Origin of the sequence: Actinomadura gamaensis, assembly GCF_042652125.1 — a bacterium.
Taxonomy (GTDB): domain Bacteria; phylum Actinomycetota; class Actinomycetes; order Streptosporangiales; family Streptosporangiaceae; genus Spirillospora; species Spirillospora gamaensis.
Genome location: NZ_JBHSIT010000001.1, coordinates 426,483 through 445,897, shown reverse-complemented (window position 1 = coordinate 445,897; position 19,415 = coordinate 426,483). Strand labels below are relative to the sequence as shown.

Annotated in this window: 17 protein-coding genes and 1 pseudogene; 14 read left to right on the top strand and 4 right to left on the bottom strand. The window is 72.2% G+C overall.

Annotated features, from left to right (window positions below; all coding sequences use genetic code 11):
- The first annotated feature begins 720 nt into the window (after positions 1 to 720).
- The 4 genes from ACFPCY_RS02090 to ACFPCY_RS02075 all read left to right on the top strand — a co-directional run bounded on the left by ACFPCY_RS02090 (position 721) and on the right by ACFPCY_RS02075 (position 6,304).
- Entirely contained in the window at positions 721 to 2,049 is a 1,329-nt protein-coding gene (locus tag ACFPCY_RS02090; RefSeq protein ID WP_378251820.1) for a GH39 family glycosyl hydrolase, read from the top strand.
- A gap of 94 nt (positions 2,050 to 2,143) precedes the next feature.
- Entirely contained in the window at positions 2,144 to 3,394 is a 1,251-nt protein-coding gene (locus ACFPCY_RS02085) for a cytochrome P450 (RefSeq protein WP_378251819.1), read from the top strand.
- A 103-nt stretch (positions 3,395 to 3,497) separates the two neighbouring features.
- Complete coding sequence (gene glgB / locus ACFPCY_RS02080; RefSeq protein WP_378251818.1) at positions 3,498 to 5,942, top strand: 1,4-alpha-glucan branching protein GlgB; 2,445 nt, start codon at positions 3,498 to 3,500, stop codon at positions 5,940 to 5,942.
- A complete protein-coding gene (locus ACFPCY_RS02075) occupies positions 5,939 to 6,304 on the top strand; it encodes an ACT domain-containing protein (RefSeq protein ID WP_378251817.1) in 366 nt (121 codons plus the stop codon). Before glgB ends, ACFPCY_RS02075 begins: the two co-directional genes overlap by 4 nt.
- A gap of 3 nt (positions 6,305 to 6,307) precedes the next feature.
- On the opposite strand, the gene ACFPCY_RS02070 is transcribed toward ACFPCY_RS02075, so the two are convergent.
- Positions 6,308 to 7,180, bottom strand: a complete 873-nt coding sequence (locus ACFPCY_RS02070; protein WP_378251816.1) for an NUDIX domain-containing protein — start codon at positions 7,178 to 7,180, stop codon at positions 6,308 to 6,310.
- A gap of 92 nt (positions 7,181 to 7,272) precedes the next feature.
- Here ACFPCY_RS02070 and ACFPCY_RS02065 point away from each other — a divergent pair, with 92 nt between their 5' ends.
- From ACFPCY_RS02065 to ACFPCY_RS02050, 4 genes are all read left to right on the top strand, one after another.
- The gene (locus ACFPCY_RS02065; protein WP_378251815.1) at positions 7,273 to 7,833 is read left to right on the top strand and encodes a PaaI family thioesterase; all 561 of its coding nucleotides are present in this window, start codon (positions 7,273 to 7,275) and stop codon (positions 7,831 to 7,833) included.
- 159 nt (positions 7,834 to 7,992) lie between these two features.
- The gene (gene sppA, locus ACFPCY_RS02060; RefSeq protein ID WP_378251814.1) at positions 7,993 to 9,696 is read left to right on the top strand and encodes a signal peptide peptidase SppA; all 1,704 of its coding nucleotides are present in this window, start codon (positions 7,993 to 7,995) and stop codon (positions 9,694 to 9,696) included.
- Entirely contained in the window at positions 9,681 to 10,226 is a 546-nt protein-coding gene (locus ACFPCY_RS02055) for a flavin reductase family protein (RefSeq protein WP_378251813.1), read from the top strand. Before sppA ends, ACFPCY_RS02055 begins: the two co-directional genes overlap by 16 nt.
- 84 nt (positions 10,227 to 10,310) lie before the next feature.
- Positions 10,311 to 10,808: a cupin domain-containing protein gene (locus ACFPCY_RS02050; RefSeq protein WP_378251812.1), complete on the top strand. Its 498-nt coding sequence runs from the start codon at positions 10,311 to 10,313 to the stop codon at positions 10,806 to 10,808.
- A gap of 73 nt (positions 10,809 to 10,881) precedes the next feature.
- Here ACFPCY_RS02050 and hutI read toward each other — a convergent pair whose 3' ends face one another.
- Positions 10,882 to 12,045 (bottom strand): imidazolonepropionase, encoded by a 1,164-nt coding sequence (hutI, locus tag ACFPCY_RS02045; RefSeq protein ID WP_378251811.1) that lies wholly within the window; start codon positions 12,043 to 12,045, stop codon positions 10,882 to 10,884.
- Between the two features lie 236 nt (positions 12,046 to 12,281).
- Between hutI and ACFPCY_RS02040 the strand changes: the two genes are divergently transcribed.
- Positions 12,282 to 13,358, top strand: coding sequence for a C2 family cysteine protease (locus ACFPCY_RS02040; protein WP_378251810.1), 1,077 nt, complete (start codon positions 12,282 to 12,284; stop codon positions 13,356 to 13,358).
- A gap of 202 nt (positions 13,359 to 13,560) precedes the next feature.
- Entirely contained in the window at positions 13,561 to 14,739 is a 1,179-nt protein-coding gene (locus ACFPCY_RS02035; protein WP_378251809.1) for an FAD-dependent oxidoreductase, read from the top strand.
- On the opposite strand, the gene ACFPCY_RS02030 is transcribed toward ACFPCY_RS02035, so the two are convergent.
- The gene (locus tag ACFPCY_RS02030; RefSeq protein ID WP_378251808.1) at positions 14,736 to 15,191 is read right to left on the bottom strand and encodes a MarR family winged helix-turn-helix transcriptional regulator; all 456 of its coding nucleotides are present in this window, start codon (positions 15,189 to 15,191) and stop codon (positions 14,736 to 14,738) included. The genes ACFPCY_RS02035 and ACFPCY_RS02030 overlap by 4 nt on opposite strands.
- Before the next feature lie 28 nt (positions 15,192 to 15,219).
- On the opposite strand from ACFPCY_RS02030, the gene ACFPCY_RS02025 reads away from it, so the two are divergent.
- The gene (locus tag ACFPCY_RS02025) at positions 15,220 to 16,125 is read left to right on the top strand and encodes an LLM class flavin-dependent oxidoreductase (protein WP_378251807.1); all 906 of its coding nucleotides are present in this window, start codon (positions 15,220 to 15,222) and stop codon (positions 16,123 to 16,125) included.
- Between the two features lie 69 nt (positions 16,126 to 16,194).
- Here the strand turns inward: ACFPCY_RS02025 and ACFPCY_RS02020 are convergent.
- Positions 16,195 to 17,094: pseudogene (locus ACFPCY_RS02020) on the bottom strand (LysR family transcriptional regulator); the annotation flags it as partial.
- A gap of 24 nt (positions 17,095 to 17,118) precedes the next feature.
- Here ACFPCY_RS02020 and ACFPCY_RS02015 point away from each other — a divergent pair.
- The 3 genes from ACFPCY_RS02015 to ACFPCY_RS02005 all read left to right on the top strand — a co-directional run bounded on the left by ACFPCY_RS02015 (position 17,119) and on the right by ACFPCY_RS02005 (position 19,367).
- Positions 17,119 to 18,123 (top strand): threonine ammonia-lyase, encoded by a 1,005-nt coding sequence (locus ACFPCY_RS02015; RefSeq protein WP_378252556.1) that lies wholly within the window; start codon positions 17,119 to 17,121, stop codon positions 18,121 to 18,123.
- A gap of 89 nt (positions 18,124 to 18,212) precedes the next feature.
- Positions 18,213 to 18,593, top strand: a complete 381-nt coding sequence (locus ACFPCY_RS02010; protein ID WP_378251806.1) for a Rid family hydrolase — start codon at positions 18,213 to 18,215, stop codon at positions 18,591 to 18,593.
- A 354-nt stretch (positions 18,594 to 18,947) separates the two neighbouring features.
- Positions 18,948 to 19,367, top strand: coding sequence for a hypothetical protein (locus ACFPCY_RS02005; protein ID WP_378251805.1), 420 nt, complete (start codon positions 18,948 to 18,950; stop codon positions 19,365 to 19,367).
- Positions 19,368 to 19,415 lie beyond the last annotated feature (48 nt).

Below are 19,415 nucleotides of genomic sequence, written 5' to 3'. Positions count from 1 at the left end.
CCGGACCCACCCGTCCGGACGTCCTCGAGAGCGCGTGCGGGGCGCTCTCGAGGACACCGCGGCCCCACCCCCGCGATCAGCCCGACCCCGGTCGCACTGAAAGATCCCCAGGCGCACGGGTAACGGCGCTGCTCAAGAAGCGGGCCCCGCAGGAAGCGCGGGCGCACAGCAAGCGCGGGCGCACAGCAAGCGCGGGCGCACAGCAAGCGCGGGCGCACAGCAAGCGCGGGCGCACAGCAAGCGCGGGCGCGCAGGAAGCGCGGGCGCGCAGGAAGCGCGGGCGCGCAGGAAGCGCGGGCGCGCAGGAAGCGCGGGCGCGCAGGAAGCGCGGGCGCGCAGGAAGCGCGGGCGCGCGGGAAGTGGGGGCGCCCGGGGAGGGGGGCGCGCGGGGAGGGGGGCGCGCGGCGGTGGGGCGGAGCGAGTTGCGGAGTTCGTTGGGGAATGGGCGCCGGCGGGGGTCGTGCAGGGGGCGCAGGGGGGTCGTACTTGTGGGGGTTCCGGGTTCCGGGGGCTCGGGGTTAGGCAGATGTGACGGCCGAAATGGGGGGCCGGACGAACTCGGTCTTCGTTCACGGCGTTCTAACGGACGTGCGCGGATGACGCCGATCACGGGAGGCGCACGTGGATGTTCGGTCGCGGGCCCACGAGGTGGGGGAGACGGATCGCACGGCACTGTTCCGGGGGCGGCAGGGAAGGCACGGGCGTCGGAGGAACGTCGGGTTGATCCCGGTCGCGGTCGTCGCGGCGATCGCGGGTGTGCTGACGGCGGCGCTGGTCGTCTGGGTGACCGGATGGGGGCCGGGGGGCGGCGGGCCGGGGCCGTCCGGGCCGGCGGGGGCGGCGTCCAGGGTGGCGCCGGGCGCGCCGAAGGGCTGGCCCGCCTGGGGGTTCACGCACACGCAGGTCACGGTGGACGGCCAGCAGGGGCCCGCGCAGGCGCTCAGCGACATCTCCCGGCAGGCGATGCCGCAGGTCACGCCGATCATGGGCTGGGGGCTGGACAATCCGGAGCCGAGCCCGGGGCAGTACAGCTTCGGGTCGCTCGACCGGCGGATGAGCGTGATCCGGCAGACGAACGGCGTCCCGGTGGTCACGCTGTGCTGCTCGCCGGACTGGATGAAGGGCGGCGCGGCCGGCCAGACAGACTGGACGCGCCTGGAGGACGCCGTCCAGCCGCAGCATTTCGATGATTTCGCCGACCTCGCGGCGAAGGTCGCGCAGCGCTATCCCGATGTGAAGTACTACGCCGTCTGGAACGAGTTCAAAGGCTTCTGGAACAACGGCGCCAACCGTTGGGACTACGAGGGGTACACGAAGCTCTACAACAAGGTCTACGCGGCTTTGAAGAAGGTGAACCCGGACATCGAGGTCGGCGGTCCGTACATCGTCCTCAACAGCGACGCCCCTGGTAGGGCCACTGGTCCGCCTTCGGAACTGCACGGCGCGTGGGGCAGCATGGACCAGCGCGGGCTGGACGCGGTCAAGTACTGGTCGCGCCACAAGGCGGGTGCCGATTTCCTCGCCGTGGACGCTTCTTCGCTGCCGCAACAGAAGGACGCGACGGTAAACGAGTTCCAGATGCTCGCCAAGTTCTCCGACACCACGAAATGGTTGCGCGCGCTGGAGCCGGAACTGCCGGTGTGGTGGGCGGAGTGGTATGTCGAGCCGGACGGTTCCGGCTGGACGGACGAGCACAGGGGCGCGGTCCTGACGGCCGCGATGATGGAGTTCGTCAAGGGCGGCGCGTCCAGCGCCCTCTACTGGAGCCCGCAGACGAACACGTCCGGGAGCTGCCCGGGGTGCCTCTGGTTCGGGACCGCGCAGGGCGGTGGCGGGACGCCGAACCTGGTCATGTTGCAGAACTTCGCGCACTGGTTCCCGCCGGGGACCAGACTCGTGGACGTGCGGTCGTCCGACCCGTCCGTGCGGGTGCTGGCGCAGGCGCGCGAGATGGTCGTCGTGAACACCGGCTCCCGGCCCGTCTCGGCCCGGGTGGACGGTCACGGGCTCGACCTCGCGCCCTACGAGGTCCGATGGGCGAGCCGTTGATGCGGGCCACGCGGGAACCAGTCAGCACGCGGAAACCAGTGAGCACGCGGAAACCAGTGAGCAAGCGGGAACCAGTGAGCACAGGGGGCACGTCATGACGCTCGCGACGGACATCGATCTCGTGGACATCCGGTTCTGGGACCGTCCGCCGGAGGAGCGGCTCGCGGACTTCGCGCGCCTGCGCGAGCGCGGCGCCCCGGTGTACTTCGCGGAACCGCACGTTCCGTTCGTCCGGTCGGGGAAGGGCTTCTACGCGCTGGTCCGGCACGCGGACGTCGTGGAGGCCAGCCGCAACGCGAAGGTGTTCTCCAGCGAGCCCGCGGCGACGTCGCCGGAGCCTCCGCCGTGGCTGTCGAAGCTGTTCGGCACGCCGATGGTGAACATGGACGATCCCGCGCACGCGCGTCTGCGCCGCATCGTGTTCCGCGCGTTCACGCCGAAGATGCTCGCCAAGATCGAGGACGACGTCCGGGCGACGGCGGCGCGGATCGTCGACGACGTCCTCGCCGAGGGGCCGGGCGACTTCGTGTCGCGGGTCGCGGCGCGGCTGCCGATCAACGTCATCTGCGCGATGATGGGCATCCCCGAGCGGACGCGGCCGTACGTGCTGTCGCGCATCGACGCGATGACCGAGTACTCCGGCGTCCGCGGATCGCTGGCGAGCCCGCGCACGATGCGGCTGCTGGCGGGGAACCTCAAGGCCATCGTGGATCTGCACCGCCTCGTCGCGCGCCTGGGCGAGGCGCGCCGGGAGAACCCGTCGGACGACCTGGTGTCGGCGCTCGTCAACGCCAATCCCGACGGCGAGCGGCTCTCGGTGAAGGAGCTCGGTTCGTTCTTCGATCTCCTGCTGGTGGCGGGCAACGAGACGACGCGCAACGCGCTCGCGCACGGGCTGAAGCTGTTCACCGACCATCCGGACCAGCGCGACCTGCTGCTGGCGGAGTACGACGAGCGGATCGGCCCGGCGATCGAGGAGCTCGTGCGCTACGCGTCCCCCATCATCCAGTTCCGCAGGACGGTCACTACCGACTACGAGCTGAACGGACATCCGCTGAAGGCGGGCGACAAGGTCGTGTTGTTCTATCTGGCCGCCAACCGCGATCCCGAGGTGTTCGCCGATCCGGATGCTTTCGACGTGACCCGCTCCCCCAACCCCCATGTCGGGTTCGGCGGGCCCGGACCGCACCTGTGCCTGGGGGCGAACCTCGCGCGCATGGAACTGCGCATCATGTTCCGCGAGCTGTTCGACAGGTTGCCCGGGTTGCGCGCGTGCGGGGAGCCGGAGTACCTGCTCTCCAGCTTCGACAACGGCATCAGGCGCCTTCCCTTCGCCTGGGACTAGTCCCAGGCGAAGGGCCAATCCCGGATCATCGGGATTTACGGGTGAGACCGGCGAATCTCGGGGCATGGCTAGGGACGCTCTCGTCACCCCCGGAGGAGTGCCGATGTCACGAGTGACCCGCGCGGAGATCGACCAGCTGGTCGGAGGCGACCACCACGACCCGCACTCCATCCTCGGGGCGCACCCCGGCCGGTCCGGCGTGACCGTCCGGGCCCTGCGTCCGCTGGCCGAGCGGGTCGAGGTGGTCCTGCCGAACGGAGACCGGAAACGGTTGCGCCATTACCACTCGGGTGTGTTCACCGGAACGCTGCCCGAAGGGTCGTCGCTGTCGGACGGGACCGGCGCGCCGCAGGCGGTGCCCGACTACCGCATCGCGGTGACCTACCCCGGCGCCCCTGAAATCGTCCAGGACGACCCGTACCGGCACCTCCCCACTCTCGGGGAGCTGGACATGCATCTGATCAGCGAGGGACGCCATGAGGAGCTCTGGCGGGCCCTCGGGGCGCGCGTCCGGACCTACGAGTCGGCGTTCGGCCCGGTGACCGGGACGGCGTTCTCGGTGTGGGCCCCGACGGCGCGCGGCGTCCGCGTGGTCGGCGACTTCAACCACTGGGACGGGCGCGCCCACCCGATGCGGTCGCTCGGCTCGACGGGCGTGTGGGAGCTGTTCGTCCCGGACGTGGGCGACGGCGACACCTACAAGTTCGAGATCCTCGGCGCGGACCACGTGTGGCGCGTCAAGGCGGACCCCATGGCGCAGTACACCGAGACGCCTCCGGCTACGGCCTCGCGCGTGTACACGTCGTCCTACGAGTGGAGCGACGGCGATTGGATGGCCCGCCGGAAGGAACGCCAGTGGGTGAGCGAACCCATGAGCGTGTACGAGGTTCACCTGGGGTCGTGGCGTACCGGGCTGAGCTATCAGGAACTCGCGGACGAGCTGACCACCTACGTCCGGGAGATGGGCTTCACGCATGTGGAGTTCCTGCCGGTGGCCGAGCATCCGTATGGGCCGTCCTGGGGTTATCAGGTCACGTCCTACTACGCCCCTACGTCCCGTTTCGGAACGCCGGACGATTTCCGGCACCTGGTAGACCGCCTTCACCAGGCGGGCATCGGCGTCATCATCGACTGGGTTCCCGCCCACTTCCCCAAGGACGAATGGGCACTCGCACGCTTCGACGGAACGGCACTCTACGAACACGCCGATCCGGGTAAGGGCGAGCACCCCGACTGGGGAACGTACGTCTTCAACTTCGGCCGAGCCGAAGTGCGCAACTTCCTGGTGGCGAACGCCTGCTACTGGCTAGAGGAATTCCACGTGGACGGCCTGCGCGTGGACGCCGTCGCCTCGATGCTCTACCTGGACTACTCCCGCAACGAAGGCGAGTGGACGCCCAACGTCTACGGTGGACGCGAGAACCTGGAGGCCATCTCGTTCCTCCAGGAGATGAACGCGACCGCCTACAAGCGGAATCCCGGAATCATCACCATCGCCGAGGAGTCGACCGCGTGGCCGGGCGTCTCCCGGCCCACGCACCTGGGCGGGCTCGGGTTCGGCTTCAAGTGGAACATGGGCTGGATGCACGACACGCTCAACTACTTCAAGCACGACCCCGTCTTCCGGCACTACCACCACAACGAGATCACGTTCTCGATGGTGTACGCGTTCTCGGAGAACTACGTCCTGCCGCTCTCGCACGACGAGGTCGTCCACATGAAGGGATCGCTGCTGGAGAAGATGCCCGGCGACACCTGGAAGAAGTTCGCCGGGCTCCGGACGCTTCTCGCGTACATGTGGTCCCATCCCGGGAAGCAGCTTCTCTTCATGGGCGGCGAGTTCGGCCAGGGAGCGGAATGGACCGAAAGCCGTCCGCTGGACTGGTGGCTTCTCGACAACGCCGCCGAAGGCGCGAACCACATCGGCGTGCAGAAGCTGGTGCGCGACCTGAACCACGCCTACCGGGAACTGCCCGCGCTGTGGTCGCGCGACACGTCCCCCGAAGGGTTCCAGTGGATCGACGCTAACGACGCCGCAGGGAACGTCCTCTCGTTCGTCCGGTACGCGGATGACGGGACGCCCTTGGCCTGCGTAGTGAACTTCTCTGGCGACGTCCACGAGAACTACCGCGTCGGCCTGCCGCAGTCGGGCATCTGGCTGGAGATGCTCAACACCGACGCCTACGAGTACGGCGGTAGCGGCGTGGGCAACATGGGACGCGTCGAAGCGCACGACAAGCCGCTCCACGCGATGCCCGCGTCGGCCGAAATCCGTGTCCCGCCGCTGGCAGTCGTCTGGCTGGCCCCCGAGCACAGCACGCTTCCGGCGGAGGTGGAGACCGAGCGCGCCCTCACGGAGTACGCAGAAGCCGAGATTGCCCTTGCGGACGACGCGGAAATCGAGCGCGTCCTCGTGGACGATACGGAAACAGAGGGCACTCTCGTGAGCGATGCGGAAACAGAGGGCGCCCTCGTGAGCGACGCGGAAACGAAGCGCACCCTCGTGACCGACGCGGAGGCGGGGGACGCGAATACAGTGGCGGAATGACCGTCGCGCAGACCCTCGCCATCGTCCCGAACCGGTTCGTCCTGGAGCATCTCCCGAACTCGGTGTTCCCCGAGGACGACGAGTGGGTCGCCCTCGTGCGCGCGCCCGAAGGGCTGACGGTCGTCCGTGAGGCTCCGCCGTCCGTGGAGGCCGACCGCTGGGTGGGCTTCTACGGCGGCGAGACCGCGCACAGCCTGGACGTCCCAGGGATGCTGGCGGCCGTCATCTCGCCCCTCGCCGAGGCGCGCGTGTCGGTGTTCGTCGCGTCCACCTACCACGCCGACCTGGTGCTCGTGCCCGAATACAAGCTGGAGGTCGCGATGGCCGCCCTCCAGGAGGCCGGGCACAAGATCAAGCCGTGAGGCTCACCTGGCGAGGTGGCCGAGCAGCCAGCGCGGGCCGGCGAAAGCGCCCCCGGCCGCGGCGACTCGGGAGCGCAGTTCACGGTCGGCGGTGATGACCAGCGGTTTCGTGCCCGGCGCGGACGCGGCGACCAGTTCGACGATGTGGTCGTCGCCGCTGCCGGGCGCGGAGCTGACCCGCACGGACTCCGACGACGGAACGTTCCGCGCGGCGCCCTCCACCACCTGGACGATCTCCGGGTAGACGGTGTCGTAGGGCACCGGTTCGCCCGGCAGGTCACCCGGCAGATCGCTCACGCCCTCGGCCAGTACGGCCAGGTCGTCGCGCAGGCGCGCGTTGGCACCCGCGCGGTCGCGCCACCAGCCGTGCTCTGCGCGCGCGCCCACGACGTTCGCGGCGTCCACGATCAGGACGACCCGGAACAGGGCGTCGCGCAGCACCGGCCACGTTCCGGCGAACGGCGCGAAGAGCTTGAGCTCCTCCACCTCGTCCACGGGGACCCAGGCGGCGCGGCGCGTCTCGAAGGACGCGGGCCGCACGTGGTCCATCTCGGCAACGGAGCCGACGACCGACGTGAAGGCCCAGGCGCCGTGGTCCTCCTTGCGGCTGCCGACCAGGCGCACCGCGGACGTGTCGAGCGTGCACTCCTCGCCCGTCTCGCGGATCGCGCCCGCGACCGGGTCCTCGTGGCTGTGGTTCGCGCCGCCGAACATGCCCCACGTGCCACCGCCGATGCCCCAGGACGCGCGTTTCTGCAGCAGCACGCGGACGACCCCGTCCGGCCCGCGGTGGTAGGGCAGCAGTCCGGACGCCCCGAACCGGCCCCAGTGCTTGTGCCCCTGCTCGCACCGCGTCCAGCCGTCGCCGTCTCCCATGCCCGCGACCCTAGCCGTGACGAAGTGCACAGTGTCCGCGCATCGCCGTCCGAATACCCTTCGGATTGGTGACGTCCACCGAGGGAGCAGCGTTGAGCGTCGAGACCGGGCAGGCCGAGAGCGGACGGGCACGGGCCGAGCAGGTCCAGGCGGAGCGGGGCCAGACGGAGCAGGTCCAGGCCGACCAGGTCCAGGCCGAGCACGCCCGCATGTGGGACGAGCTGACCGGCGCCGAGCTGATCCAGGCGATCGCGGACGGCCGGTTCCCGCCCGTCTCCACCGTGGACGGGCATATCGGCCAGGACATCCGCTCCGCCGAACCCGGCCGCATCGAACTCGCCTGGACGCCCGGCGAGCACCTGTGCAACCCGGGTGGCACGGTCCACGGCGGCTACGTGGCGATGATCCTCGACAACGCCGTCTGCCTCGCGGGCGCGTCCACCTGCGAGCACTTCATGCCGATGCTCACGCTCAACCTGAACGTGGACTACCTCCGGCCCGTCCTGGCCGGCGGCACCTACACGGTCACCGGCACCTGCGTGCATCCGGGGCGCGCCCGGATCGTCTCGAACGCCGCGATCACCGACGAGAACGGCCGCGTCCTCGCGCAGGCCAGCGCATCCGTCCTGCCCAACCGCGCCTTCGCCCGCTGAACCCGCCCCCTTTAACCCGCCTGCTGACACCGCCCGCTGGACCCGCCCGCTGACACCCGCCCCTTGAAGTGCGCGGGCACTCGTCCAGCCGCGCGGGCGCCGTGCCGAGGCGCGCCCGCCGTCCGGGTGGGAGCGCGGCGGGGCGCATAGGGTGGGGGCATGGTGGATCCCGGCAACGTTCTCAGCGTCATCCGGCAGGCTCGCGAGCGGCGCAACGCCCCGCTCGTGCTGGAACTGGACCTCACCGACGGGATCCTGGAGGCTCCGCCCGGCGATCCGGTGACGGCGTTCCTCGCCATGAGACGGACGCACCTGCGGGACGTCCTGGACGGCCTGCGCCGGGCTCGCTCGGACGCGCGCGTGAAGGCGCTCGTGGTGAAGGTGACCGGCGGCGTAGGGCTGGCGCTCGCCCAGGAGATCCGGGACGCGGTCACCGCGCTGCGCGAGGCGGGCAAGTACACCGTCGCGTGGGCCGAGACGTTCGGCGAGGGCGGTCGCGGGACGGTGCCGTACTACCTGGCCTCGGCGTTCGACCGCGTGTACCTCCAGCCCACCGGCGAGGTCGGGCTGACGGGCGTCGCGCTGGTGGAGCCGTTCTTCGCCGGGGCGCTGGAGAAGGCGGGCATCCGGCCGGAGTTCGCGAAGCGCCACGAGTACAAGACGATGGCGAACACCTTCATGGAGAAGGCGTACACGCCCGAGCACGAGGAGTCGTCCAAGCGGCTCGTCGTCTCGCTCGGTGAGCAGATCACGCAGGGCATCGCGCGGGCGCGCGAGCTGACGCCCGAGCGCGTCCGCGAACTCACCGACAGGGGCCCGCTCCTCGCCGACGAGGCGCTGGAGGCGGGTCTGGTCGACCGCCTCGGTTACCGCGACGAGGTCTACGCGCACCTACGCGAGAAGGCGGGCGAGGACGCGCAGCTCCGCTACGTCGCCCGCTACAACCGGACGCACGGCCTGGCCAAGCGCATCCCGCAGCCGGGACGGCAGGACGCCGTCGCGCTGATCAACGGGCACGGGCAGATCCGGCTCGGCCGCAGCGGACGCGGCGGTCCGCTGCCCGGCCAGGGCGCCGCGATGGGTTCCGACACGATCGGCGCGGCGTTCCGGGCGGCGGTGAAGGACGAACGCATCCGGGCGATCGTGTTCCGGGTGAACAGTCCCGGCGGCTCGGCGGTCGCGTCCGACGCGATCTGGCGGGAGGTCGTGCTCGCGCGCGAGGCGGGCAAGCACGTGATCGTCTCGATGGGCGACGTCGCGGCGTCCGGCGGCTACTACGTCGCGATGGCCGCCGACACGATCGTCGCGCAGCCCGGCACGATCACCGGCTCGATCGGCGTGGTGGTCGGCAAGGCCGTGGTGAACGGCCTGCTCGACCGGATCGGCGTGGGCCTCGGCAGCGTCGAGGACGGCGCGCACGCCCGCATGTTCAGCGCGACCAAGGACTTCAGCGAGTCGGAGTGGGAGCGGATCAACGCCTCGCTCGACAAGATCTACGCCGACTTCACCGGCAAGGCCGCCGAGGGGCGCGGCATGTCCCGCGAGCGCGTCCACGAGCTGGCGCGGGGCCGCGTCTGGACGGGCGCGGACGCGCACGCCAACGGCCTGGTCGACGAGCTCGGCGGGCTCGACCGCGCCTTCGACCTGGCTCGCAAGAAGGCCGGCCTTCCCGTGGACGCGCCGATCCGCACGTTCCCGCACACGTCCCCGCTGGAGCGGCTGCGTCCGCCCGAGTCCAGCGAGGACCGCACCGCCGCGTCGGCCCGCTTCGACGGCTGGGGCTCGCTCGGCTCGCTGGCCGCGCGCCTCGGCCTGCCCGCCGCCGGTCCGCTGACCCTGCCGGGCTCGTGGGAGATCCGCTGACCGCGGGGATGGACGGCGAGGGACCGAGCGCGGGGATGGACGGCGAGGGGCTGAGCGCGACCGAGTTCACCGAGGCGGTCGCCGGGTTCGCGACCGGGGTGGTGGTGCTGACCGTCCGGGACGGGCGGGACGACCTCGGCACGACGGTCACGTCGTTCATGTCGGTGTCGCTGGAGCCGCCGATGGTGCTCGCCGGGGTCGCCTCGTCCGGCTACCTGGCCGAGGTGCTGCGGCGGTGCCCGCGCTGGGCGGCGACGGTGCTGAGCGCGGAGCAGCGGGCGCTGGCCGGACGGTTCGCGGCGGAGGGACGCCCGTCGGCGCGGCTGCTGCTGGCGTCCGAGCCGCACCACCGCGGCCCGCTCTCGGACGCGCTGATCGTGGACTCGGGGCTCGCCGCGCTGGAGTGCGAGACGCGGCAGGCGATCGAGGCGGGCGACCACACGCTGTTCGTCGCCGAGGTTCTCTCGGCCGACTACGTGGCCCGCCGCCGCTCGCCGCTGATCAGGGTGAACCGCCGCTACCTCCCCTGACCCGGGGACGCCCCGGAGATCGAAGGCGCGGCGGGCGCCGGATACGCTCCGGGAAGAGCAGCCGAGAGGAGACAGCAGCCCGCCATGACCCATCCCGACCCGATGACCTATCCGGATCCCGCGTACCTCGGCGAGGGCGGCGAGAGCAGCGCGACCTACCGGCCGGATTCGACCGCGCCCGACTACGTGTACAAGAACGGCACGCGCGTCCACTACCTGGCGACCGGGGCGTCCACGAACGGGCGGTTCGGGCTGTACCGGTGGGAGATGGGTCCGGTGCCGAGCGGACCGTCGCCGCACTTCCACCGCTCGATCTCCGAGTCGTTCTACGTCCTGGCCGGCACGGTCCGGATCTTCGACGGCGCGACGTGGATCGACACGCGCGCCGGGGACTGGGTGCACGTCCCGGAGGGCGGCGTGCACGGCTTCCGCAACGAGTCGGGCGAGCCGGCGTCCATGCTGATCCACTTCTCGCCGGGCGCCCCGCGCGAGGCGTACTTCGAGGGCACCCCGCACCTGGCCGAGATGACCGACGAGGAGCGCGTCGCGTTCTTCCTCGAACACGACACCTTCTGGGTCTGACCCCGAGGATCTGACGCCGAGGGTCTGACGCCGAGGGCTCAGCGCCCGGCTCGGCGACCGGGACTCGGCGCCGTCAGACGCGGCGGCCGCGCTTCCAGACGGCCGCGACCTGCGGGACGCCGGGCCGGTAGGCCAGGTGGATGTGGGACGCGGCGGACAGCGCGAGCACGTCAGCCCGCGCCCCGACGCCGAGCCGTCCGACATCGGTGCGGCGCAGCGCCCGCGCGCCGCCCGCCGTCGCCGCCCAGACCGCCTCGGCGGGGGTCATCCGCATGTCCCGCACGGCGACCGCGATGCAGAACGCCATGCTGGAGCTGTAGCAGGAGCCGGGGTTGCAGTCGCTCGCCAGCGCCACCGTCACCCCGGCGTCGATCAGCCGCCGCGCGTCCGGGTACGGCTGCCGCGTGGAGAACTCCACGCCGGGCAGGAGCGTCGCGACGGTGCCGGAACCGGCGAGCGCGTCGACGTCCTCGTCGCTCAGGAACGTGCAGTGGTCGGCGGACGCCGCGCCCAGCTCGACCGCGAGCCGCACGCCCGGCCCCTCGCCGAGCTGGTTGGCGTGGACGCGCGGCATGAGCCCCGCCTTGATCCCGGCCTCCAGCACCTCGCGGGCCTGGTCGGCGTCGAACGCGCCGCGCTCGCAGAACACGTCGATCCAGCGCGCGTGCGGCGCGCACTCGGCGAGCATCTCCCCCGACACCAGGCGCACGTAGCCCTGCGCGTCGCCGGCGTACTCGGCCGGGACGACGTGCGCGCCGAGGAAGGTGACCTCGTCGGCGATCTCCGCCGCGATCCGGACGGCGCGCTCCTCGTCCGCGACGGTGAGCCCGTAGCCGGACTTGCACTCGACCGTGGTCGTGCCCTGCCGCGCCATCTCGTCCACGAGCCGCCGGACGGTCGCGCGCAGCTCGTCGTCGGACGCCGCGCGCGTCTTCGCCACGGTCGTCCGGATACCGCCCGCCTCGTACGGCTGTCCCGACATGCGCGCGGCGAACTCCTCGGCCCGCTCCCCCGCGAACACGAGGTGCGCGTGCGAGTCCACGAATCCGGGCAGGACGGCGTTCCCGGCCGCGTCGTACGCCTCGTCGGCGGCGGGCGCGTCGGCGGCCCGGCCGAGCCAGGCGACCCGTTCCCCGTCGAGGACGAGCGCCGCGTCCCGGACGACGCCGAGCGGCCCGTCCCCGACGCCGGGCTCGTTGGTGACCAGTTCCCCGATGTTCGTGATGACGATGCTCACCGTCCCAGGATCGCACCCGCGGCCGGGCCGTCCACCACGCGCCCCATCCGTCTCCGTCTCGGATCCGAGACTTCCGTCCGGGTGCCCGGCACCCGCGGTCCGCGCGCGGACGGGCCGGTTGCGGACAGGGCGGACGATCCATGGAGTGCCCGTTCGGTGCCAGAGTGTGGGGCATCCCCCGGGCCTTCTGGAGGGCCGCGTCTCGGCCGCCGGCGCGGGGCGAAGGGCAGGTCGCCATGACCGAGCAGCAGACGGGCGCCCCGGCACCCCGGGGACGCTGGCGCGTCCGGAGCGGTTCGCACACGGTCGCCGTGCGGCGGCAGGGGATGGACACCGACTCGCAGGTGGACGTCGCCGAGTTCCTGATCGGCGAGGTGACCGGCGACCGGGCCACGATCCGGGTCGTCCGCGCGGGGGCGGACTGGTCGGTGGCGTCGTGGCAGGTCACGGTCACCACCGCGGTCCTCGCGGAACTGCTCGACCGGTCCGTCCGGGAACCGGACCTGATCGACAAGCACGACGTGCTGGGCGGCTACTTCCAGGCCGGGACGGCCCTGTTCCAGGGGCCGCCGCATCCGGCGGACATCGCGCAGGGCCTCGTCGGCGACTGCCGCGTGGCGTCGGCGTTCCAGGCCGTCGCCGCGACGCCGGGCGGCCCGGCGCTGATCCAGTCGCTGATCACGACCGGGACGGACGTCTACCGGGTACGGCTGGTGCCGACGGCCGGGCCGAAGTCCATGCCCGCCTCCGGCGCGACGGCGACGGCGATCGAGATCAGCGACTACCTGCCCGTGACCAGGAACGACAAGAACCCGCTCTACCTGCTGAGCGGCACGCCGTACGGGCCGACCTCGTCCACGCCGATCTGGCCCGCCGTCCTGGAGAAGGCGTTCGCGACGATGTGGGGCGGTTACGCCGCGCTGGACGGCGCGGAGGAGCGGCCCGTGTTCGCGGCGCTCGGGCTGGGCGACATCACCCACGTCAACTGGATGTCCGGCGACGAGAGCAAGCCCGCCGTCGCGAAGACGAGGATCATGTCGCTCGCCAAGGACGGCTACGCGATCACGACGGCGGCGGCGCGGGGTCCGCGCCACAACTACGCGGTCATCGGCGTCACCGAGGACGGCCCGGTGATCGCCGACCCGAACACCAAGCGCGGCGCGGAGGCGGAGAAGCGCTGGAAGTCCGCCGAGGTGGTCGCCAAGCTCGACAAGATGCCGACCGCCGACCAATTCCCTCTCCACTTCACCTGGGACGCGTTCTTCCAGAACTTCATGTGGATCTACGCCGCCCTGCCGCCGAAGAAGAAGTAGCGGGCGCGCGGCGGGGAGCGGGGCCGGGACACCGGTCCCGCTCCCGTGCCGCGCGGGTGGCCTGGATCACATGGAACCGTTCCGCCAGGTCGGCGGGGATCCGAGCCGGAATTCAGCCCTCCGATCGATGACCACGGCTTGCAAGTTCGTAGTACGAATCAATATGGTTCGTACTACGAACTGAAGCGAGAGGTGGGTCATCGTGAACGAAACCGTGGTGGTCGTGGGCGGGGGCTACGGGGGCGCCGCCGTCGCGGCGGCACTGGACGAGCACGCCGACGTCGTGCTGGTCGAGCCGAAGGACGCCTTCGTGCACTCGGCCGGAGCGCTGCGGGCCCTGGTCCGGCCGGACTGGGCGCCGAACATGTTCTTCCGCTACGACCGGCTGCTGACGCGCGGACGGGTCGTCCGGGCGCGGGCCGCGTCGGTGGACGCGGGCGGCGTCACGCTGGAGTCCGGGGAGCGGATCGAGGCCGGCCACATCGTCCTGGCGTCGGGTTCCGGCTATCCGTATCCCGCGAAGATGCGGACGGACGTCGCCGACGAAGCGCTGGCCCAGCTCCGCGGCACGCACGAGGAGCTGGCGAAGGCGGGACGGGTCCTGATCACCGGCGCCGGGCCGGTCGGGCTGGAGCTGGCGGGCGAGATCAAGGCGGTCTGGCCGGACAAGCGCGTGACGGTCGTCGATCCGGCCGAGCGCCTCGTCCCGGCCTTCGCCGACGAGATGCGCGCCGACCTGCACCGCCAGCTCGACGAGCGCGGCATCGAGGTGCGCCTCGGCACCGCGCTGAGCGAGCCGCCGCCGGTCGAGCCGGGGCGGGCGCGGACGTTTACCGTGGACGGCATCACCGCCGACATCTGGTTCCGCGCCCACGGCGTGGCCGTCCAGACGTCCTACCTGGGTGCCGACCTGGCCGCGGCCCGCACTCCGGAGGGGCGGATTCGGGTGACCGAAACCCTGAACGTCGAGGGCTTCCCGAACGTGTACGCGCTGGGCGACGTCACCGACCTCGACGAAGCGAAGATGGCCGGTTACGCGATGAAGCACGCCGAAGTGGTGGCCGCGAACATCGCCGCGCGGGTGCGGGGCGAGGAGCCGGCCGCGACGTACGCGCCGTCCCCGATCCCGTCGGTGCTGCTGCCGCTCGGACCGGACCGCGGCGTCGGCCAGTTCCCCGGCCCGGACGGCCCGCTCGTGGTCTCCGCCGAGACCGTCGCCGACTACAAGGGCCGCGACCTGTTCGTGGGACGGTTCGCCGAGCTGTTCAAGACCGCCGAGCCGCTCTCCGCGCCGCTTCCCGAGCCGTCCGCCGAACCGCTTCCTCAGCCGCCCTCCGAGCCGTCCGCCGAGCCGACCGCTGAGCCGGTGGACGTGGGTTAGGGCTCGTCCATGAAGACTTCCGGAACGTCGTTCGCCTCGACGACGCGGGCGAGCAGCTCCACCAGGGCGCCGCGCTCGGCGGCGGAGAAACCGGCGGGCAGCTCCTCGATCCGGCGGCAGGTCTCGGTGTAGAAGTCGTCCACCAGCGCGGACCCGGCCTCGGTGAGCGCGACCCGGACGGCGCGGGCGTCGTCCGGATCGGCCTCGCGGCGGACGAGCCCGCGCCGGGCGGTGCGGTCGACCAGGCCGGTCAGGCTGGACTTCGCCAGGCCGAGCATGCCGCCCAGCTCGCCCATGCCGATGGGCCGCGCCATCAGCACGCAGAGCAGCTGGCCCTGCTGGGGGGTCAGCCCGTACTCCCGCGCGGACGCCGCGTACACGGCGTTCACCAGAAAGGACGAGCGGACCAGCGCGGTCGCCACCGCCATCCGCTCACCCGTTGCCTTCGCCATTCCCCCACGATATCCGACGGAGAAAATCATGCGTAATTCGCGCCACGAACTTGTCTTCGGCCTCGGCCTCTCGTCGGCCGTCGCGACCACCGCCGCCATGCTGCGCCAGGCCGCGCGGGCGGACGCGGACGGCCTCGACATGGTCAGCGTCTCCGACCACCCCTACTACGCCGACCGCCTCGACGCCTACGCCACCGTCGGCGTGCTGCTCGGCCGGACCGAGCGGCTCTCGGCCTTCGCGAACGTCACGAGCCTGCCGGTCCGGCCGGCGCCGATGCTCGCGCGGACGATCACCTCGCTGTCCGAACTGTCCGGGGGACGCGTCATCCTCGGCCTCGGCGCGGGCGGGCTGTGGGACGAGGCCGCCCGCCTCGGCGTCCCGCGGCTCTCGCCGGGCCAGGCGGTGCGCGCGTTCGAGGAGGCGTTCCAGGTCGTCCGGGCCCTGTCCGGCGGCGGCGGCACGGTCACGTTCGACGGCGAGTTCTACCAGGTCAGCGGGCTCGAACCGGCCGCCGCGCCGACCCCGCCGATCTGGACGGGCTCCAACGGGCCGCGCTCGCTCGCCGTCACCGGCCGGCAGGCGGACGGCTGGATCCCGGGCCACGCGGCCGACTGGCTGAGCGACCGCTACCGCTGGTCCCGGCCGATCATCGACGAGGCCGCCGCGTCCGTGGGACGCGACCCGTCCGAGGTGCGGACGATCTACAACTTCCCCGGCCGGATCACCGCCCGGCCGCTCGCCGCCACCCGCGACGCCGAGGGCCGGTGGGTCGGCGGCTCCCCCGCCCAGTGGATCGAGGAGCTGACCGGCGCGGTCCTGGAGCACGGCGCGTCCGGTTTCACCTACTTCGGCGACGAGCCGGACGCATGGGCGCGCGAGGTCGTCCCAGCCGTCCGGGAAGCCGTCGCAGCAGCCCGGGTCACCGAGACGTGACCACCTCGCCCGCGGGCTCTCGTTCGGCTGGTCTTCGGGCTCGTCGTCGGCTTGGGCGAGGGCCGAGGCGGCTCTGACCAGGTGTTCCAGGACGGCGGCCGTCGCGGGCGGGTCGGGCGGTTCGCCGTGGACGGCCGCGCTGACCAGGCGTGTCTGCCCGTCCAGCCGGACCGTCCGGATGCCGTCGTGCCGCAGCGCGCGCAGGGCGAGGGCGGGCAGCGTCGTGACGCCGAGCCCCTGCGCGACGAGCGCCTGGATCGCGACGTAGTCGTCGGTGGTGAACGCGATGTCGGGGGTGAACCCCTCGTCCGCGCAGACCCGGACGAGCTGGGCCCGGCACCGCTCGCAGCCGCTGATCCACCGGCTGTTCACGTGGTCGGAGAGCTTGTCGCCCGGCGTCCCGGCGGGCATCACGAGATGGATCGCCTCGGTCAGCAGCGGCGTCCGCCGCAATCCGTCGCCGGAATCGGAGGCCGGAAAGCCGGGGCGCTCGGGACCCAGGGAGGAAGGGTCGGTGGCGTGCGCGAAGAGGACGGCGACGTCGATCTCCCCCGCGCGGAGAGCCTGGATCGCCTCCGGCGGTTCGGCCTCGGTCAGGCGGAGCTCGACGTCCGGATGCGCGGCGGCGAACGCGGCGGCGGCGTGCGGGACGAACGTCCCCAGCGCGGACGGGAACGCGGCGAGGCGGACGCGGCCCGCGCGCAGGCCGGTGTGGGCGGCGAGCTCGGCCTCGGCCGCGTCCAGCCGCCCGAGGATCTCCTCGGCGCGCTCGGCGAGCACGCGTCCGGCCTCGGTGAGCCGGACGCCCCGGCCGACCCGCTGGACGAGGCGGCTGCCGGTCTCGGCCTCCAGCCGCGCGAGGTGGTGGCTGACGGAGGGCTGCGCGTAGCCGAGCGCGCGGGCGGCCTCGGTGACCGACCCGTGCCGGGCCACGGCCGCCAGCACGCGGAGCCGGACGACATCGAGCATGACCCGAATGTATCAACAGTGTCGATGTGTTCCAGAGAAGATTGGCATTGGACCTATGGGACGGCCGGTCGCGACCATGGGCGCATGCGACTTCCCGTGTTCGACGACGTCCTCGCCGCCCGCGACCTGCTGTCCTCGCGGCTGCCCGCCACGCCGATGTGGTCCTATCCCGTCCTGGACGAGGCGGCGGGCACGCCGGTGTTCGTGAAGCACGAGAACGTGCAGCCGACCGGGGCCTTCAAGGTGCGCGGCGGCCTGACGCTGCTGGCCTCGATGACGCCGGAGCAGCGGCGGCGCGGGCTCGTCACGTACTCGACCGGCAACCACGCCCAGTCGATCGCCTACGCGTGCGCCGAGTACGACGCGCCCTGCACGGTCGTCATGCCGGAGTCGGCGAGCGAGGAGAAGATCCGGGCCACCCGGGGATTCGGCGCGCGGGTGCTGCTGCGCGGCGCGGACATGGCCGGGGCCCAGCAGGCGGCCGAAGAGCTGGCCGGCGAGTTCCTGGTGGTCAGCCCGGGTGACACGCCCGAGCTGCTGGCCGGGGTCGGCACCGCCTACCTGGAGATCTTCGAGGCGCGGGCCGATCTGGACGCGGTGGTCGTCCCGGTCGGGAGCGGCACCGGCGCCGCCGCGGCCTGCCTGGTCGCCGCCGCGCTCGCGCCGCGCTGCCGGGTGATCGCCGTCCAGTCGGCGGCCTCGCCCGCCGCGCACGACTCGTGGGTTGCCGGGGACACCGTGGTGCGCCCGAACCGCACGGTCGTCGAGGGACTGGCCACGGGACGCGGCTTCGACCTTCCGCAACAGGTGCTGCGCAAGCACCTCGCCGAGTTCCGGCTGGTCTCGGACGAGCAGATCCGGGCGGCCCAGCGCGTCCTCGCCACGCACGCGCACACCCTCGCCGAGGGCGCGGGCGCCGCGGCCCTCGCCGCCGTCCTCGCCGCACCGGACGACTTCGCCGGACAGCGCGTCGCCGTCGTCTGCACCGGCGGCAACGCGCCGAAGTTCGAGATCGCCGACCTCGCCTAGCGGCCGACGGGCACGGACGCGCGACACTTCGGAAACAAGGTGTGACTTGGGCCTGTCGGACGGCTCCCGGCCGCCGCTACCTTCGTCCGGTGAACGAGAGAGTCAACACCGAACCGGAATTCAACGAGGCACTGGCCTACCCGAAGGCCGTGCGCGTCGGGCAGTCCGTCTGGGTCGGCGGGACGACCGCGGCCGCCCCGGACGGCGCGGTCGGCGGCGACGACATCATCGCGCAGACCACCGAGGCCATCCGCCGCGTCGACATCGCCCTGCGGCAGGTCGGGTCGGCCCTGGACGAGATCGTCCGGATCCGCGTGTACGTCACCGACATCGGCCGCTGGCCCGAGATCGTCACGCTGCTCCGGCAGTTCTTCCCGCACCGTCCCGCCGCGACGATGGTCGAGGTGAGCCGGCTCCTCTCGTCCCATCTCCAGGTCGAGATCGAGGCCGACGCCGTCGTCCGCACCTGACCCGCCGCCCCGGCCCGACACCGTCGTCCGCACCTGACCCGCCGACCCGGCTCGACACCGCTCCCCCGCGCTTCGGCGCAAACCCCGCCGACCCGCCGACCCACCGACTCGCCAGTCCGCCAGTCCGCCCGGCTAAGGCGTGCCGTCCGCCCGCCGCGCCCGAGCCCGGCGCTCCCTCCGTCACCGCTTCTCCGGTGACCGCATGTCCGCGCACTCCACCGCGATGGAACGGTCCGGCCGGCGCGACTACATGCACCTGTCCCTCAGGTCTCAGGGGCATCGAAGCCGCCACCGCACGACCACCTCGCGTAGTCGAATGGCGGCGATCACCCCCGACAGTGAGGAGGGAAAGCGGTGAAGAAGATCTCCGCGGCCCTGGTGCTCGCCGCGGCGGCGTGCCTGGCCCTTCCCGGCACGGCCGCCTCGGCCGCCCAGTCCACGCCCCCGCCGCCCGCCAAGCCCCACGCCCATTCCCCCGCGCACGCCCACGCCAAGCCACCGGCCAAGACGCCCGCGAAACCGCCGGCCAAGCCCGCGGCGAAGCCTCACGCAAAGCCGCCCGCCAAGCCTCACGCCCAGCCTCCGGCGAAGCATCACGCGCAGGCCCCCGCAAAACCGCCCGTGAAAGCGCACGCGAAGCCGCACGCGAAGGCGGCTGCGAAGCCGCACGGTTCGCAGGTGCACCGGGTGCCGAAGACGAGGGCGCGGGTGCCGCTCGCGCTGTGCCCACCGGGGACGCAGCGGGTCGGCAGGATGTGCGATCTGCCCCTCTGAAACGGACCGGACGCCCCGGTGTCGCCTGGCGCGACACCGGGGCGTCGG

Coding starts and splice junctions, on each gene's coding strand:
- ACFPCY_RS02085 (WP_378251819.1), top strand. CDS start 2,144: ATGACGCTCGCGACGGACATCGATCTCGTGGACATCCGGTTCTGGGAC.
- glgB (WP_378251818.1), top strand. CDS start 3,498: ATGTCACGAGTGACCCGCGCGGAGATCGACCAGCTGGTCGGAGGCGAC.
- ACFPCY_RS02075 (WP_378251817.1), top strand. CDS start 5,939: ATGACCGTCGCGCAGACCCTCGCCATCGTCCCGAACCGGTTCGTCCTG.
- ACFPCY_RS02070 (WP_378251816.1), bottom strand. CDS start 7,180: ATGGGAGACGGCGACGGCTGGACGCGGTGCGAGCAGGGGCACAAGCAC.
- sppA (WP_378251814.1), top strand. CDS start 7,993: ATGGTGGATCCCGGCAACGTTCTCAGCGTCATCCGGCAGGCTCGCGAG.
- ACFPCY_RS02050 (WP_378251812.1), top strand. CDS start 10,311: ATGACCCATCCCGACCCGATGACCTATCCGGATCCCGCGTACCTCGGC.
- ACFPCY_RS02040 (WP_378251810.1), top strand. CDS start 12,282: ATGACCGAGCAGCAGACGGGCGCCCCGGCACCCCGGGGACGCTGGCGC.
- ACFPCY_RS02030 (WP_378251808.1), bottom strand. CDS start 15,191: ATGGCGAAGGCAACGGGTGAGCGGATGGCGGTGGCGACCGCGCTGGTC.
- ACFPCY_RS02025 (WP_378251807.1), top strand. CDS start 15,220: ATGCGTAATTCGCGCCACGAACTTGTCTTCGGCCTCGGCCTCTCGTCG.
- ACFPCY_RS02015 (WP_378252556.1), top strand. CDS start 17,119: ATGTGTTCCAGAGAAGATTGGCATTGGACCTATGGGACGGCCGGTCGC.